The sequence below is a fragment of the Microbacterium aerolatum genome, assembly GCF_007988825.1.
Lineage (GTDB): Bacteria > Actinomycetota > Actinomycetes > Actinomycetales > Microbacteriaceae > Microbacterium > Microbacterium aerolatum.
In genome coordinates this window covers 228,702-243,688 of record NZ_BJUW01000002.1, presented here as the reverse complement: position 1 = coordinate 243,688, position 14,987 = coordinate 228,702, and the positions used below count along the sequence as shown (strand labels likewise).

The following is a 14,987-nucleotide window of genomic DNA, read 5'->3' as shown; positions in this document are numbered from 1 at the left end:
CCGTCCTCATGACGCAACCGATCATGAGAGACATGAGCCGCATCCCCGATCCCACCCCGACGCCTGACGGTCCCGCCTATGAGGGCCGCCTCCTCGACCACCCCGACGAGGAGGTCGTCGATCAGGGCGCGCCCTTCGACATCCGCACCCTCCTCACCCGCCGCAGCGTCTTCAGCCTCGCCGGCCTCGGAATCGGCGCGGCCGTACTCGCCGCCTGCACACCGGCCTCGTCCGGCACCTCCTCATCCACCGCCTCCGGCACTTCCACATCCGAAGGGGAGATCCCCGACGAGACCGCCGGTCCCTACCCGGGCGACGGATCGAACGGCCCCGACGTGCTCGAGGAATCCGGCATCATCCGCCAGGACATCCGCTCCTCGATCGACGGCTCGGCCACCGCGGACGGCGTCCCGCTCACGTTCGAACTCGAAGTGCTAGACATGGCGAACGGCAACGCGCCCTTCGCGGGCGTTGCGGTCTACGTCTGGCACTGCACGGCGCAGGGCGAGTACTCGATGTACTCGTCGGGACTCGAGGACGTCACCTACCTGCGCGGCGTCCAGGTAGCGGATGCCGAGGGCAAGGTCTCTTTCACGTCGATCTTCCCGGGCTGCTACTCCGGTCGCTGGCCGCACATCCACTTCGAGGTCTATCCCGATGCGAACTCGATCAACGACTCCGCCAACGCCATCGCCACCTCGCAGATCGCGCTGCCCGAGGACACCTGCCGCACGGTCTACGCCGACTCGCGGTACAGCGGGTCGACGACGAACCTCGCGAACGTCACGCTGGAGAGCGACAACGTGTTCGGAGACGACAGCGGGCAGCTGCAACTGGCGACCGTGACGGGGGACGCGTCCAGCGGATACGCCGCTCGGCTGAAGGTCTTCGTCGACACCGCGACGACCCCGTCGACGGGTTCCGCTCCCTCCGGAGGCGCTCCCGGAGGCGGCCCCGGAGACGCCCCCAGTGGCGGCCCGGGAAGCGGCGATGCACCTGCTGCGCCGCCGTCGAGTTGACCGGACCCAGGCACGCTCTGCCCACTGCTGGTAGACTGATTGTGCAACGTGAAGGTTTCGCCGCGATTTCGGCGCGCACGTCGCCACTGATCAGGGCCGTAAAGGACCGCGCACACCGACGCGCGCGGCATCCGCCCTCGATCTTCAGAATTCCGGATGCGCACGCGCGCGTCCGCACACAGCAATGAGCAACACCATGAGCAACACCACCACCCATCCATCGACTCTCACCTGGAAGCAAGCCGACGACGACGTGCACGTCGCGACCCGTGACGGCGAGTACGCCGGTTTCGTCGAACTCGAGGCCGACGGCCACGTCGTCCACGACAATCAGGGCGCCGAGGTCGGGTCGTTCGAGACCCTTGCCGACGCCAGGCACGCGCTCGAGGGCTCCACTCAGCGTCGCCCCCGCTCGTTCGTGCAGACCCTGCGCGGGCACCTCAGCCGTTCCCGCGTCTGACCGGCGGCGAGCAGCCGACGTATACGCGGTGCCGTATACGGCCCGGGTTAGCCTTGGACGAAGCGATCGGCAGCTGCCTTTGGCTTCACAGCTCAAGGGCTCCGATCGACGGGAGAGCATCATCTCCATTGCACGGGTAGAACAAGCCACAAGCACTCTTGGACGCGTACGTCAGACGTATGCCGGCAACGCCGATTTCCCTCCGATGGCCAAGGCCTACCAGAACGTCTCACAGGTCGTTCGCGAGATGGGGCTGCTGCAGCGCGCGCCCCGCTTCTACAGCTTCGTCGCCGCCGGCATCGCCCTCGCCCTCGGCGGAGCGATCACCGGGTTCATCCTTCTCGGCGACAGCTGGTTCCAGCTCCTCATCGCCGGCGCACTCGGCATCATCTTCACCCAGATCGCGTTTCTCGCACATGAGGCCGCCCACCGTCAGATCCTGACCTCGGGGCCCGCGAACTTCCGTCTCGCGCGCATCCTCGCCGGTTCCATCGGCATGAGCTACTCGTGGTGGGACTCCAAGCACACCAAGCACCACGGCAACCCCAACATGGTCGGCCGAGACCCCGACATCGAGATCGACACGATCTCGTTCCTCGAAGAGGATGCTGCGAAGTCGCGCGGGCTCATCCGCTTGATCACCCGCAAGCAGGGCTGGCTGTTCTTCCCGCTGCTCACGCTCGAGGGCCTGAACCTGCACTACCTCAGCATCAAGTACCTCGTCACGGAGAAGAAGGTCAAGGGGCGCTGGATCGAGCTCGGCATCATCGCGCTGCGCTTCGCCCTCGTGCTCACCCCGATCTTCCTGTTCCTGCCGCTGGGCATGGCCTTCGCCTTCGTCGGCGTGCAGATGGCGGTGTTCGGCGTGTACATGGGAGCCTCGTTCGCCCCGAACCACAAGGGCATGCCGATCATCGAGCCCGGCGCGCGGCTCGACTTCTTCACGAAGCAGGTGCGCACCTCGCGCAACATCAGCGGCGGCTGGTGGGCGACGTGGCTCATGGGTGGGCTGAACTACCAGGTGGAGCACCACCTGTTCCCGAGCATGCCGCGTCTGCACCTGTCGAAGGCTCGCGGGATCGTCCGCGACTACTGCGCGTCCAACGACGTGCCGTACACCGAGACGACGTTGATCCGGTCCTACGCGATCGTCATCGAGTACCTCAACCGCGTCGGTCTCGCGGCTGGCGATCCGTTCGACTGCCCCGCTGTGGCGCAGTTCCAGCGGGCGTAGCGCCGGGACCGCTCACTCGTAGAGGTCGTCCGGCCAGCTATCGGGGATCGTGTCGTCTTCGGCGGCGGTCACCTGCTGCCACGGCGTGATGCCCTCCCAGCCGTTTTCCGTGCTGCGCAGGAACAGGACGACGCTGTCGTCCGGCCCGAACTGCGACATGCTGTCGCCCGTGTCGTCGCAACTGCGCGGGAGTGAGACGACGTCGATCGAGCCCTCACCGCCGCCCTTCAACCACTCCGTGACCTCAACGGTCCAGATGTTCGCCGCCATCCCCTCGTACTGCGTCGACCCGCGCTGCTCGGTGACCGAGCCGAGTGCGATCGCGTCGGCGTCGGCTGCGGCATCCGCGGGAGTCTCGAAGTACACCCAGTCGATGCAGGTGTTCGTCGTGACGAACGGTGGGGCGCTGCACCCGCCGAGCGCGAGCGTGCCGAGGAGGGCAATGGCGGCCGATCCGCGACGGAGCATGGGCCGATCATCCCACGCGGGTTGCCGACGCGGAATGCGGCATAGGGTCGAATCATGACCGAGCTGCACGACCTGACCGCGATCGAGCAGCTGGCGGCGTTGCGGGCCCGCGAGGTCAGCCCGATCGAGCTCACGGGGCACTACCTCGACAGGATCGATCGCCTCGACGCCGGACTCGGCGCCTTCGTCGAGGTGACGGCGGATGCTGCGCTGACCCGCGCCCGCGCTCTGGAGGCCGCCGAACCCGCCGGTGCGCTGTGGGGGCTGCCGTTCGGCGACAAGGACCTCGTACCGCGAGCCGGGGTGCCGACGCGGTTCGGCTCCCGGTTGCATCGCGATTTCATACCGGACACCACCGGCGATCAGGCGGCCGTGCTCGACGAAGCCGGCGGCATCAGCGTCGGCAAGACCAACACCCCCGAGTTCGGGCTCACCGGGTACACCGAGACCCAGATCGGCCCTCCCGCGCGCGACCCGTGGAATCCGGCGAACGGCGCGGGCGGATCCAGCGGAGGCGCCGCAACCGCGGTGGCGGCGGGGCTCCTGCCGCTCGCCCCGGCGTCCGACGGCGGCGGGTCGATCCGCATCCCGGCCGCAACCGTCGGCGTCGTCGGCATCAAGCCCTCGCGCGGGCGGGTGCCGTTCGCGTCGGGGCTCGACAGCCCCGGCGGGCTTCCCGTCGCCGGTCCCATCGCACGCACCGTCGCGGATGCCGCGCTGCTGCTCGATGTGCAGGTCACCGGCCGCCCGCATCCCTACGCGACGGCGGCGCCGGGCTCCGGGCCGTTCCTCGACGCGGCGACGGGTGCAGGCGCGGCATCCGCGCGCGTCGGCGTCACGACGGTCTCTCCTTGGGACGATGCGGAAGACATCCGACTTGACCCGGACGCCGCCCGTGCCGTCGCGATCGCGGCAGATCTGCTGGCGGATGCCGGCACCGCCGTCGACGCGTTCGACTGGCGGCCGCGCGGCTACGCCGAGATGTTCACGACGATCTGGCGGACCAGTGCGGCGCGCATGGCGCTGTCGGACGCGGATCTCGAGCTCGTCGAGCCGATCACGGCCTGGCTCGTGCGCGAGGGATGGCAACTCTCCGGCGCCGAGGTGCTCGAGGCGCTCGCCGCGGCGACCGTGTTCGAGCGCGAGACGATCATGGCGTTCGCGCGGTTCGACGCGGTGCTGACTCCCGCGCTCGCGCTGCCGCCGCAGCCGATCGGATGGTTCGACGCCTCTGACGCGGCACGCAACTTCTCGCAGCAGGTGCAGTACGCGCCGTATTCAAGTTTCGTGAACGTCGCGGGTCTGCCGGCCATCGTCGTGCCGGTGACACTGGATGCGAGCGGCCACCCGGTGAGCGTGCAGCTGATCGGGCGCCCCGGCGGTGAAGCGGCGATCATCGCGCTCGCCGCGACGCTCGAGGAGCGGGTCGGGCCGCTGCCGCATCCGCCGGCCTGGCGCCTCAGCGCCTGAGCCGTGCGCGCGACTTCGAGACGCCGGAGAGCGTGGCGCGCAGCGGAGTGCCGAGGTAGAGACCCAGCGAGGCGCCGGCGGCGAGTCCGACGCCGATGGAGCCGGCGAGCACGAGCGGGCTGATGCCGACCAGCATCCCCTCGGCCGTCCCATCGGAGTCGACCACGCCGAGCAGGCCGCGGAAGACCGCCGTACCCGGCACGAGCGGGACGATCGCCGCAGTTGTGACCGCGACCGACGGCACGTGGACGCCGCGTGCCGTGAGGATGCCGATGAAGCTCGCCAGCAGCGCGCCGATGGCGCTCGCACCGCCGGGCTGGATGCCGAAGGCGATCGTCGCGCTGTACGCCAGGATCGCGAGAGTGCTGAGGACCGCGCTGATGAGGATGATGCGCATGCCCGCGCCGTTGAACAGCGCGACGGCGACCGAGATGATGATCGCGCCGGCGATCTGCGCCACGACCGACCCGAACGGGATCGCGTCGGTCGGCAGCGGGATGCTGATGCCGACGAGGCGGGAGAGCTCGAGGCCGATGAGGATGCCGAGTACCACCCCGAGCGTCTGCATCGTCAGGTCGAGGATGCGTCCGCCCGCGGTCAGCATGAAGCCGTCGATGGCGTCCTGTGCGGCGCCGACGACGGTGAGGCCCGAGAGCATGAGCACGATTCCCGAGGCGACGATGATCGATGGTTCCACGGCGACGAAGGGCGGGATGCCGGCGGCGCCGAGTGCCGAGACGACGGTCGTGACTGCCGTGATGACGAACCCGCCCGCGATCTGACTGAAGAACAGTGGCACCTGCAGGCGGGCGAGCCCGGCCTGGGTGAAGGCTGCGCCGAGCGCGGCGAGGAAGCTCAGCAGGATGATCACCGGGGAGGCGTCGTAGAGGATGGCGACGCCGACCGTCAGCAGGGCGCGGGCGAAGATGACGACGATCGGGCGGTAGAGGAAGGGCGTGCGCCGGATGACTCGGAAAGCCAGTCGTGCCTCATCGAGGTCCATGCCGTCGCTGATGTCGACGAGCAGAGCCTGGAGCCGCTGCAGCTTCGCGTAGTCGGGCGAAGCGGCGCGCACGACCCGGATCATCGTCGTGGGCCAATCGTCCTCGCCCCGGTGATACGAGACGCTGATCGCGTTGAAGTTGACGTCCACGTGTACACCGGTGAGGCCGTAGACACGGGCGACTCGGATGATCGCGAAGGTGGCGTCGTGCGCTGAGGCGCCGACGGCGAACATCGACTCGCCGATCCGCAGGGCGAGGTCGAGGATCTTCACGACCACCGTCTCGCTCAGGACGGTGTACGCCTCGGTGAGCGCGACCTTGTCGGGGTCGGTGCGGATCGCACGGCGCACGGAGTTCAGCAGGTGGAAGCGTCGTTCGGTGGCCATGTCTCCATTGTCTCGAGTCGTGGCGGAGGTGTCGGCATCCGGTCGGATGCCGCAGGTCAGCGCGCGAGCCTTGAGGTCAGGCTCGCGATCTCGTCGACGTCCGCGGCGGGTACGGCGACGAGAGGGTAGGCGTCTTCGTCCTCCGGATCCTCGATGTGGAAGAGGTGCAGTCCGTGCGGGGCGAGGAGTTCGTTCGCGCGGGCGACCGCAGCGGTGAGATCGTCGATGTCGCCGACCTCGTCGACATCCGCTCCGGTGCGGAATACGCGGGGAAGCGCCGGCAAGGCATCGGCCAGCTCGGCGCCGGTGTCGCCGAGATCGAGATAGGCGAGCGCACCGGAGTCATCGAGGGCATCGATGAGCGCCTCCCACGGTTCCTCGCCCCCTTCGACGGCGTCGAGAACGGCCGGCGCGAGTTCGGGATCGTCGTCCAGCAGCTGGCAGAGGCGGGTCCAGTCTTCGATCACATTGGTCATGAGTCCTCGTTTCGCTGTGATGTGTGCGGCGGTGCCATATCAGGACCAGAATCGTCTGGCGAGCGGTACGAGCTCGAGCATCCCGTTTCCATCGAGAATCACGCGCCGCTCATCGATGTTGAACGCGGGCCACTGCATGACCAGTTCGATCGGGCCGGCCGGGGGCGCGGGCCAGAGCCATAACCCGTCGCTACCAGAGTACGAGTTTCCGTCTCCGCCACCTCCTCCGCCTCGGCGGTTCAGAGTGTGATGCGTCGGTTCGGCCATCGGATCGCCGTCGCCGAAGAACCGCGACTGATCCGCGAAGACTCGTTCACCGTCGCCCAGGACGAGACCGAACCGAAGGCGGCCTGCGGGATCCATCGGATCTCCCCACGGATGGTGCTCCATGAACGCCCCGCACAGTTTGTTCCACTCTGGGCCGGGGAGCCCGTTGCGGCGCAGGCGGCGTTCGAGCCGGAACTCGATGCCGTCGCGGTAGATCGCGGCGCCCATCAGAGCGACGGCGACGTGATCGGTGGTTGCGAGGATTTCGGAGGCGGGGAAGAGCGCGGGCATCTCGTCTTCGGGCGCCGCCCACCACCGCGGCTGGCTCGACTCGCGCTCCTGGGGTTCGGGAACATCTGGGTCCGGCGGGAAGAACGTCATGCCGACAGACGATCACAAGTGAATCGGACCGCACAAGACGTGGAGGCCGATCAGGAGGGGACGGTTCGACCTCATGGGCGCTCCGCATATCGCCGAATCCAGCGCTCCGTGCCGCGGGCAGCACCCGGTGCTGGCGCCTGCTGTCGCGGCACTGTGGGGCACCGACCGCCGGTCACCAGCTGCCCCAGGCGGGTTCTCGTTCTCTTCCCGTCTCGAGAGCCTGGTCGACGGCGGCATAGTCGAGGTGTGGAGATCGCCAGAGAGCCCAGGGATCCCACCAGTTGGGGCCGCGGATCTCTGGCCGTCCGTTTCGCATGCGGATGTACCAGTGGCCCTGGTCGAGGGCGCGGTGGTGGTGCCAGCACAGAGGCACACCGTTGTCGGTGTGGGTGGGTCCGCCGCGCGAATGCTCGGTGACGTGATGGATCTCGCACCATTCGGCGGGAATGTCACACCCCGGGATGAGGCAGTTGCGGTCTCGGAGCACGATCGCCCGGCGTTGATGGGCGTTGAAGATGCGTGCGCTGGTGCCGATGGCGATGATCGCACCGTTGTCGTCGAACAGAACCCGTTGAACCCCGCCCGCGCATCCGGCATGTGCGGCGACGCCGAATGGGACGTCGTAGCCGGGGCCTTCGATGGTGGCGCGCCCGGTGCCGTTCGCGAAGTCGCTGGCGGTGATGGACACGACCAGGGTCGGCGCCGCCCCGCCGGCCTGCGGCATGCCGCCCGACGCTGCTGCGACACCGAGAATGGTCGCGAACGCATCGTGGCGCTTCTGCGCGTGGGTGCGGAGGTCGGCGACCTCCGGTGGCGGTGATTCCACCCGGTGCGCTGGGACACCGTCCGACCGGGCGACACCGGCATCGGATGCATCATCCGCAGGCGGGGTCTCGTCGGAGGGTCGGAACTGCACGGTGCCACAGACAGGTGCGTCGGGATCGACCCTGGGGTTGAGGAGGCTGTCGATGAGCTTCTGCAGTTGCGCGGCCACTTCGGGCAGCAGCTCTCCACGCACCGGGACGGATCCGTCCCTCAGGCGTCCGATCGTGAGATGCCGGCGCCGCTTCGCCGCACGGTCCGTGGGCTCTGCGCCATCCGGATCGAGCCGATTGATGATGTGTGCGGCTAGACCGGCGAGCTCGTCGGTCGTCGGTACCGGCGCCCGTTGCTCGTCCGGATCGATCTCGGGGGACTCGTCCATGTCGGCGGAGGTATCTTCAGCGCCGTCCAACGGTCGCCCGGTTGCCAATCGTGCGAGGACGGCATCCGCCGACAGCCGCTCCGCCGCACCGAGCCGCGCATGCTTCTGCAGTGGGGTGACGCAGGCCAGGAAACCGCTCAGCGACACCTCCCCGCCGAGCAACGCGGCAGCGAGTTCCGGGTATCGCGCCGGCAGCAGCGCCCCGGAGGTGATGTCCAGATCCCGGTGCGTCCCGGCTGCGGCGGTCACATACCGGCGAGCCGTGTACCCGTCGACGCACAGCACCCTACGCAGCAGGTCTGACGCATCGCGGCATCCGACCTGGGTCGTCAACCGGGCCGCGCGCTCGCATTGGTCCCGCTCCACGACCCGGTCGGTCGTCTCGGTGATCGCGCCATCCAGACGGCGTTGGATGCGTCCGAGCACCTGCAGCGTCTCGACCAGCTCGCCATCGGAAGCCAGCCGCACCCCATCGTGCGCGGTCGACGAAGCCATCGCATCGGCGAGCCGCCGATCGATGCTCTCGAGCTCCTGCACCAGTGAAGTCATAGCTCCATTGAACAGGGGGGCCACCGACATTCAAACCCCAGATCAGGAGGTATTCACGAACTGTGGAAAACCTCCCGCGTATCCGCACCTGTGGAGAGCAAGTGCGCCTGCGGACGAGACGCACTCGGCTACGGAAGCGGCACCGGATGCAACCGCGTCACCTCCCGTGTTGCGAGATCGATCATCACGGCGGTGTCCTCCGGGATGCGCGTCCAGCCGTCCGCATCCACTCCGCTCGAGATGACATGGACGGCGTCGTCGGTGATGCGGTAATCCATCGCGTAGTACTCGGTCGCGTGGCTGGCCGGCATCGCCTCGACCGACTCGAAGAGCTCTCGGAGGGATTCGACGGGGGAGTCCACCCGGCTGTTGATGTGGATCGCGAACAGCTTGCTCGGCGTCAGGAGCAGCGCGTTGAGGCTCGAGTTCGGGAACTCGCGCACCAGGATCTCGAGCGCACGGGTGACGCCTTCGGCTTCGTCGCCGGCCGCCTCGTCGATGCACTGCATGATCAGGCGGAAGTAGCGCTCGCTGTCGGTATCGCCGACGAGCTTCGCTCGAGAAGCTGCGCTGAGCTGCGCCTCGAGGTGATCGATCGGCGCGATGTGGCCGTTGTGCGCGAACGCGTATCCGGCATCCGTGAACGGGTGGGTGTTCTCGGGAGAGACCGGCAGCCCGCCGGTCGCCCAGCGCAGGTGCACCAGCCCGCAGCATCCGAGCGCCTGTTCCGCGAGCGTCTCGTACTCGGGGTCGATAGAAGCGTTGCGCGCCGACGAGACCGCCCGGGTCTCGTCACCGAGCGAGCGATGCCACGCCATGCCCCACCCGTCGCTGTGCACCTCGGTGAGCGCGGTGAAGGTGTCGAAGTCGTCGCGTCCGAGGACGTCGACGACCGAGGTCGGGCGGGTGGTGACGTAGCCAAGCAGTCGGCACACAGTGAGAATCTCCTCTCGTTGACCTTTCGAGCCTTCTCTCATTGGGGCGATGAGGCAACCTCATACGGCACCGTCCGCTCTGCGCGCAATCCCTTCGGCACGATTCGGGCCGGCTGACACACTGGGCCCATGCGAACCGTCGGTGTGGAAGAAGAACTGCTGCTCGTGGATGCCGAGAGCGGGCGGCCGCTGTCAGTGGCCGCGCAGACGCTGCGATACGCGGCGGAAGCAGCTGAACCGGCCGACGCCACGTCGGATGAGGTGCCGGGCGGGTCCCTCGAGCACGAGCTCCAGCAGCAGCAGGTCGAGACCGACACGGTTCCGCATACGGACATGACCGCGCTCGCGGACGATGTGCGCGCGTGGCGAGACCATGCGATCACCGCCGCGCGGCGTGCGGGTGCACGGGTGATCGCTGCGGGGACGTCGCCGCTACCTGCCGGAACCGCCATCGTCGGCAAACCCCGGTACCTGCAGATGGTCGAGCACTTCGGGCTGACGACCACCGAGCAGCTCACCGGCGGATGCCACGTGCACGTGTCCATCGAGTCGGATGACGAGGGCGTCGGGGTGCTCGATCGCATCAGGGGGTGGCTGCCGGTGCTGCTCGCGTTGAGCGCGAACTCCCCGTTCTGGCAGGCCGAGGACACGAAGTATGAGAGCTTCCGCTCACAGGCCATGGTGCGGTGGCCGACGGCCGGACCGACCGAGATGTTCGGGACCGCCGAAGGTTATCGCGAGACCGTCGCCTCGATGGTCGGCTCGGGCGCCATCCTCGATGAGGGCATGGTCCACTTCGACGCGCGTCTGTCGCATCACTACCCGACCGTCGAGATCCGGGTGGCGGACGTCTGCGCGGATGCCGCGGACACCGTTCTGGTTGCGGCGCTGACCCGCGGACTCGTCGACACGGCCGCCGCAGAATGGCGTGCAGGAGAGGAGCCGTTGCCGCTGTCGGTCTCGATGCTCCGGCTCATGGGCTGGCAGGCCGGTCGATTCGGGATCACCGGCGACCTCATCGACCCGCGGACATCGAAGCCTCGGCCGGCCCGCGAGATCGTCGCCGATCTCGTCGACCACGTGCGGGATGCCCTGCGCGAGAACGGCGACGAGGCGCTCGTCGAGGAGCAGATCGAGCAGATCTTCGCTCGGGGGAACGGGGCGATGCGTCAGCGGGCGATGCTCGAGAAGACCGGGCAGCTGAGCGATGTCGTCGCGGAGCTGGCCAGGGTCACTGCCGGGCTCGACGACTGAGCGGTGTCGGTCAGTGCGGCTGCAGGAACCGGCACTGGGTGGCGGACATGAAGGTGGCATTCCGGCCGCCACGCGGATCCGGTCGGTGAACTCGGTGAGGCCACTTCCCTGAGGAGTTCGAAGAGGGCAGACTGGTCGTGAGCCATCGTGCTTTGTGTCTTAACGTTGAGATTCCGATTCGGTTCCCACTGACCATCGCACGATGGCTCGCCAGCGTCTACGGGACTGGCGACCCCTTCGAAATAGCGGCAAGAAGGCTCACGGCTCTTCCGCGTCCACCGCTCTCGATCCCGCCACCGCAACAGCGATACGCGCCCAGATTCTTTGCCCAAGCTCTCGCTCGTACGGATCGAGAATCGCCCACGAGCTGTGACGTGAGTCCGTGAGGAACGGGAGGACGCGATTCAAGTGGCGCCGATCGCTCGGCGTGAGCGTGTCGAGGTCGAGCGCTCGGGGAGTGCCCGTCGCGGCGCCGAGCACAGCAAGATCTTCGAGATGGCGCAGCGGGTTGCGGGAATCGACCGCGTAGGCTGCGGCCTTGGCGACGATCGCTCCAAGAGGGTCTGGCACGTCGATTTCCACCGCCCGTTCATCACCCAGGAGGGTGTACCGATCGCGACGCGGAAGCGCCTGCGCTGCGCCGGGCGAGCGCAGGATGGGGTGTTGCATCCAGCGCGTGGGCATGCGGACATTCCGGGCGACCATGACGTCGACGACATCCTCGCCGCGCGTGAACCGATGAACCGGGTTACCGCGCGAAGGCTCAACAGTCTCAAACCCGAGGCCGGTGATGGCTCTACCGACCTCGCCGGCCGAGATCGTCGCGATGTTCAGGAGTAGATCGACATCACTGGTCGGGCGCATCGCAGCGACACCAGCGCGAAGAGCGTGGACGTGAACCATGAGACCGCCGACGAGAACCCAGCTGCCTTTCGGTAGAGTGGATGCGAGTTCGAACGCGAGCGGCCATGGAGGCACGCTCGTGTCCAGCTTTATCTCGTGTGCCTGGCCAGCCATCGTGTTCTCTTTCGATCGAGGGCCTCTAGGCCAGCGGCGCGCACGCGCGAGTTCATACTGCGCGCCGCGTCAACGGCGATCAACGTTGCAGGGATCTCGGCCCATGGGAACTCGTCATCGCGGAACCGATAGATGTGGACTGTTCCCTCGTCGCTTCGAACCAGCATGGCGTCGTCGATGAGCTCTTCGAGCGAAGTGCTCTGCAGGTACCCATGAACCTCGCGCACCGTCCCGATGAGAGCTTCTCCAGGGAGGGATGTGATCCGGTCGAGCGCGGATTCGCCGGTGAGATGCAGGCGTTCCGACGCCGATTCCGGATCCCGCGTCATGTAGGTGTCGATGACAACGGAGTGAGCGATGGCGCTCGAAAGGAGTTCAGCATCGCGGTTGCGCACGAGATCGGCTCGACGAGCGGGGAGGCGCGCGTCGCGGTCGAGTGCGTCGATCAGAGAGCGTGCTGTTTGCGAAGTCATCGGGCGGCCGCGCGCCGCGGTCAGGGCTTGGCGCTGTCGAACAGAGGATGCTGAAACAAGCCAGTCACGCTGAACTCGGTGCCCGTCGAGGGCGTGTTGGTTGAGCAGCTGCACGACGCGGCGAGGCGTGACGCCGAGTTGCTGCGCCGCCTCGTCTGTCGACAGATAGCTCATGTTTAAACCTTCCGTACAAGGAAGATTTAAGCACCCTGCGTTCCGCGCAGCAAGGGGGAACTCTACGTGGCGCTTCGACTCGCTGGTGCTCGCTCAGCACGTTTCGTCTTCGGCGGCTGTGCCGCCTTCGCTCAACGACCCGCAGAGGTTTCGCTCAACGACCGGGAGGGCAAAGCAAAACCCCCGCCATGTAGAAGCTAGGCGAGGGTTTCTAGAACCGTTGTAACGACGGTCCTTGTGGCTCCGACGGGCGTCGATCCCGTGACCTCACGATTTTCAGTCGTGCGCTCTACCAACTGAGCTACAGAGCCATGCGGCACATCGTAAATCCGCCGCATCCTAGACGAAAGGCCCTCTTCGAAAAAAGGGCCCGTCGCATAGAGCGACCCTGACGGGACTTGAACCCGCGACCTCCGCCGTGACAGGGCGGCACGCTAACCAACTGCGCTACAGGGCCATACTTTTTAAATTGTATCGGATGGAGTGACCCCAACGGGATTCGAACCCGTGCTACCGCCGTGAAAGGGCGGCGTCCTAGGCCGCTAAACGATGGGGCCGAAGGGCGTCCCGGGGGACTTCCTTGCCGACGCTCAAGCATAAAGGATGATTTGGCGAAAACACCAATCGAGGGCGAGTCTGCTCGCCGCCCGGGCGTTTCGGGAGGACGATGGATGGTGCGCAGTGCGACTTCGCGCCAGGAAGTTTCTGTTGCGGATGTTAAAGATGTTGTTAGTGTGGCATGTGTGATTTCGGCGGAAGGGGCCGTGTGAACGTCGAGCAGTCCGCCATGGATGCTGCGCTGGACGCAGGGGATTCCTGTGGATGCGCGCCCAGCACCGCCGAGCGCCGTAGCTTCTGGGAGAAGGGTGCGCTCACCCGCCGCAACGCCCTCGGATTCGGCGCCCTCGGTGTCGTCGCCCTGAGCGCCTTCGGCATCGGCTCGGGTGTCAACGCCGCGTACGCCGCCTCCTATCCCAGCTGGGACGACGTGCAGCGCGCGAAGCGGAACGAAGCAGCGAAGGCGGCGGAGGTCTCTCGCATCGAGGGGCTCATCCAGTCCCTCAAGCAGCGCGTCGCCGAGACCCAGGCCGCCGCAGAGGCCGCCGGAAACGAGTTCTACGAGGCGCAGCAGGCGTACTTCGCCGCCATCGCAGAAGCGGATGCGCTGCAGGCGCAGGCCGACGAGCAGGCGCAGATCGCTGACGAATCCGCACGCAAGGCCGGTCAGGTCGCGACTCAGCTCTACCGCAACGGCGGGGACGATACGGCCCTCGAGCTCTTCTTCGCCGGTTCCGCGACCAACGCCGACGAGCTGCTGTCGCGTCTCGGGACGATGGACAAGCTCCTCACCTACAACCAGTCGGTGTACGACGACGCCGTCGCCGCGCGCAACTCGGCTCAGGCGCTGAGCGACCAGGCCGTCGTCGCCCGTGATGAGCGCGACCGCCTCCAGCAGGTCGCCGAGGAGAAGATGCGCGCCGCGCAGGAGGCTGCAGACGCCGCGCAGGCAGCGCTCGACGAGCAGTCCGCCAACCTCAGCACCCTGCAGGCTCAGCTCGCCGCCCTCAAGGACAACACCGCCAAGACGGTCGCCGACTTCCAAGAAGGCGAGCGCATCCGCAAGGCTGAGGAGGCCCGGAAGAAGGCCGCCGCAGAAGCCGCTGCCAAGAAGGCCGCCGAGGAAGCCGCGAAGAACAACAACAACGGCGGCGGCGGTGGTGGCGGCGGATCCGCAGGTACCGGAGGATGGGTGCGCCCGCACGGCGGCTACCGCAGCTCGGGCTACGGCCCCCGCTCTTCGCAGTGCGGCAACAACGGCTGTGCATCGAGCTGGCACTACGGCGTCGACCTCGCAAACGGCTGCAATGCGCCGATCTTCGCCGCGCACTCCGGCACCGTCGACTACGCGGGCTGGAACGGCGGCTACGGCAACTACGTCCGCATCCAGCACGGTGGCGGCGTCGGCACCGGCTACGGCCACATCAACTCGTTCGCGGTGCGGTCAGGGCAGTACGTCAACGCCGGACAGGTGATCGCCTACGCGGGCAACACCGGCAACTCGTTCGGCTGCCACCTCCACTTCGAGGTCTACATCAACGGCGGTTACACGAACCCGATCAACTACATGGCGGCGCGCGGCATCTCGGTCTGACGCGCCTCAATACGAAGAAGCCCTCGGCCGCAGAACGCGGACCGAGGGCTTCTGAAGTTCGAGA

General features: G+C 67.4%; 14 protein-coding genes and 3 tRNA genes. 6 read left to right on the top strand and 11 right to left on the bottom strand.

Annotation, left to right across the window (positions count from 1 at the left end; genetic code table 11):
* Nucleotides 1-32 precede the first annotated feature (32 nt).
* The 3 genes from MAE01_RS03345 to MAE01_RS03335 all read left to right on the top strand — a co-directional run bounded on the left by MAE01_RS03345 (nucleotide 33) and on the right by MAE01_RS03335 (nucleotide 2,713).
* Nucleotides 33-1,019 carry an intradiol ring-cleavage dioxygenase gene (locus MAE01_RS03345; protein WP_147038127.1) on the top strand — a complete coding sequence of 329 codons (987 nt, stop codon included), beginning with the start codon at nucleotides 33-35 and terminating at the stop codon, nucleotides 1,017-1,019.
* A 196-nt stretch (nucleotides 1,020-1,215) separates the two neighbouring features.
* On the top strand, nucleotides 1,216-1,479 hold the full coding sequence (locus MAE01_RS03340) for a hypothetical protein (RefSeq protein WP_147038126.1): 264 nt from the start codon (nucleotides 1,216-1,218) through the stop codon (nucleotides 1,477-1,479).
* Between the two features lie 205 nt (nucleotides 1,480-1,684).
* Nucleotides 1,685-2,713, top strand: a complete 1,029-nt coding sequence (locus MAE01_RS03335) for a fatty acid desaturase family protein (protein WP_147038125.1) — start codon at nucleotides 1,685-1,687, stop codon at nucleotides 2,711-2,713.
* A gap of 12 nt (nucleotides 2,714-2,725) precedes the next feature.
* On the opposite strand, the gene MAE01_RS03330 is transcribed toward MAE01_RS03335, so the two are convergent.
* Nucleotides 2,726-3,181 carry a hypothetical protein gene (locus MAE01_RS03330; RefSeq protein ID WP_147038124.1) on the bottom strand — a complete coding sequence of 152 codons (456 nt, stop codon included), beginning with the start codon at nucleotides 3,179-3,181 and terminating at the stop codon, nucleotides 2,726-2,728.
* Between the two features lie 54 nt (nucleotides 3,182-3,235).
* Between MAE01_RS03330 and MAE01_RS03325 the strand changes: the two genes are divergently transcribed.
* Nucleotides 3,236-4,651: an amidase gene (locus MAE01_RS03325; RefSeq protein WP_147038123.1), complete on the top strand. Its 1,416-nt coding sequence runs from the start codon at nucleotides 3,236-3,238 to the stop codon at nucleotides 4,649-4,651.
* Here MAE01_RS03325 and MAE01_RS03320 read toward each other — a convergent pair.
* The 5 genes from MAE01_RS03320 to MAE01_RS03300 form a co-directional block, all read right to left on the bottom strand.
* On the bottom strand, nucleotides 4,641-6,041 hold the full coding sequence (locus MAE01_RS03320; RefSeq protein ID WP_147038122.1) for a threonine/serine exporter family protein: 1,401 nt from the start codon (nucleotides 6,039-6,041) through the stop codon (nucleotides 4,641-4,643). The two genes, MAE01_RS03325 and MAE01_RS03320, sit on opposite strands and share 11 nt — an antisense overlap.
* A gap of 56 nt (nucleotides 6,042-6,097) precedes the next feature.
* Nucleotides 6,098-6,517, bottom strand: a complete 420-nt coding sequence (locus tag MAE01_RS03315; RefSeq protein ID WP_147038121.1) for a DUF6630 family protein — start codon at nucleotides 6,515-6,517, stop codon at nucleotides 6,098-6,100.
* 39 nt (nucleotides 6,518-6,556) lie between these two features.
* A complete protein-coding gene (locus MAE01_RS03310; RefSeq protein ID WP_147038120.1) occupies nucleotides 6,557-7,165 on the bottom strand; it encodes a hypothetical protein in 609 nt (202 codons plus the stop codon).
* Nucleotides 7,166-7,337: 172 nt separating this feature from the next.
* Nucleotides 7,338-8,918, bottom strand: coding sequence for an HNH endonuclease signature motif containing protein (locus MAE01_RS03305; protein WP_186806099.1), 1,581 nt, complete (start codon nucleotides 8,916-8,918; stop codon nucleotides 7,338-7,340).
* A 128-nt stretch (nucleotides 8,919-9,046) separates the two neighbouring features.
* On the bottom strand, nucleotides 9,047-9,853 hold the full coding sequence (locus tag MAE01_RS03300; protein WP_186806098.1) for a class II glutamine amidotransferase: 807 nt from the start codon (nucleotides 9,851-9,853) through the stop codon (nucleotides 9,047-9,049).
* Between the two features lie 129 nt (nucleotides 9,854-9,982).
* Here MAE01_RS03300 and MAE01_RS03295 point away from each other — a divergent pair, with 129 nt between their 5' ends.
* Complete coding sequence (locus MAE01_RS03295; protein ID WP_147038117.1) at nucleotides 9,983-11,107, top strand: carboxylate-amine ligase; 1,125 nt, start codon at nucleotides 9,983-9,985, stop codon at nucleotides 11,105-11,107.
* 258 nt (nucleotides 11,108-11,365) lie between these two features.
* On the opposite strand, the gene MAE01_RS03290 is transcribed toward MAE01_RS03295, so the two are convergent.
* The 5 genes from MAE01_RS03290 to MAE01_RS03270 form a co-directional block, all read right to left on the bottom strand.
* Complete coding sequence (locus tag MAE01_RS03290) at nucleotides 11,366-12,124, bottom strand: hypothetical protein (RefSeq protein WP_147038116.1); 759 nt, start codon at nucleotides 12,122-12,124, stop codon at nucleotides 11,366-11,368.
* The gene (locus tag MAE01_RS03285; RefSeq protein ID WP_147038115.1) at nucleotides 12,100-12,771 is read right to left on the bottom strand and encodes a helix-turn-helix domain-containing protein; all 672 of its coding nucleotides are present in this window, start codon (nucleotides 12,769-12,771) and stop codon (nucleotides 12,100-12,102) included. Before MAE01_RS03285 ends, MAE01_RS03290 begins: the two co-directional genes overlap by 25 nt.
* 238 nt (nucleotides 12,772-13,009) lie before the next feature.
* A tRNA-Phe gene (locus MAE01_RS03280) sits at nucleotides 13,010-13,082 on the bottom strand.
* A gap of 72 nt (nucleotides 13,083-13,154) precedes the next feature.
* Nucleotides 13,155-13,228, bottom strand: a tRNA-Asp gene (locus tag MAE01_RS03275).
* Between the two features lie 27 nt (nucleotides 13,229-13,255).
* A tRNA-Glu gene (locus MAE01_RS03270) sits at nucleotides 13,256-13,328 on the bottom strand.
* A gap of 230 nt (nucleotides 13,329-13,558) precedes the next feature.
* On the opposite strand from MAE01_RS03270, the gene MAE01_RS03265 reads away from it, so the two are divergent.
* Nucleotides 13,559-14,923 (top strand): peptidoglycan DD-metalloendopeptidase family protein, encoded by a 1,365-nt coding sequence (locus MAE01_RS03265; protein ID WP_147038212.1) that lies wholly within the window; start codon nucleotides 13,559-13,561, stop codon nucleotides 14,921-14,923.
* Nucleotides 14,924-14,987: the final 64 nt, after the last annotated feature.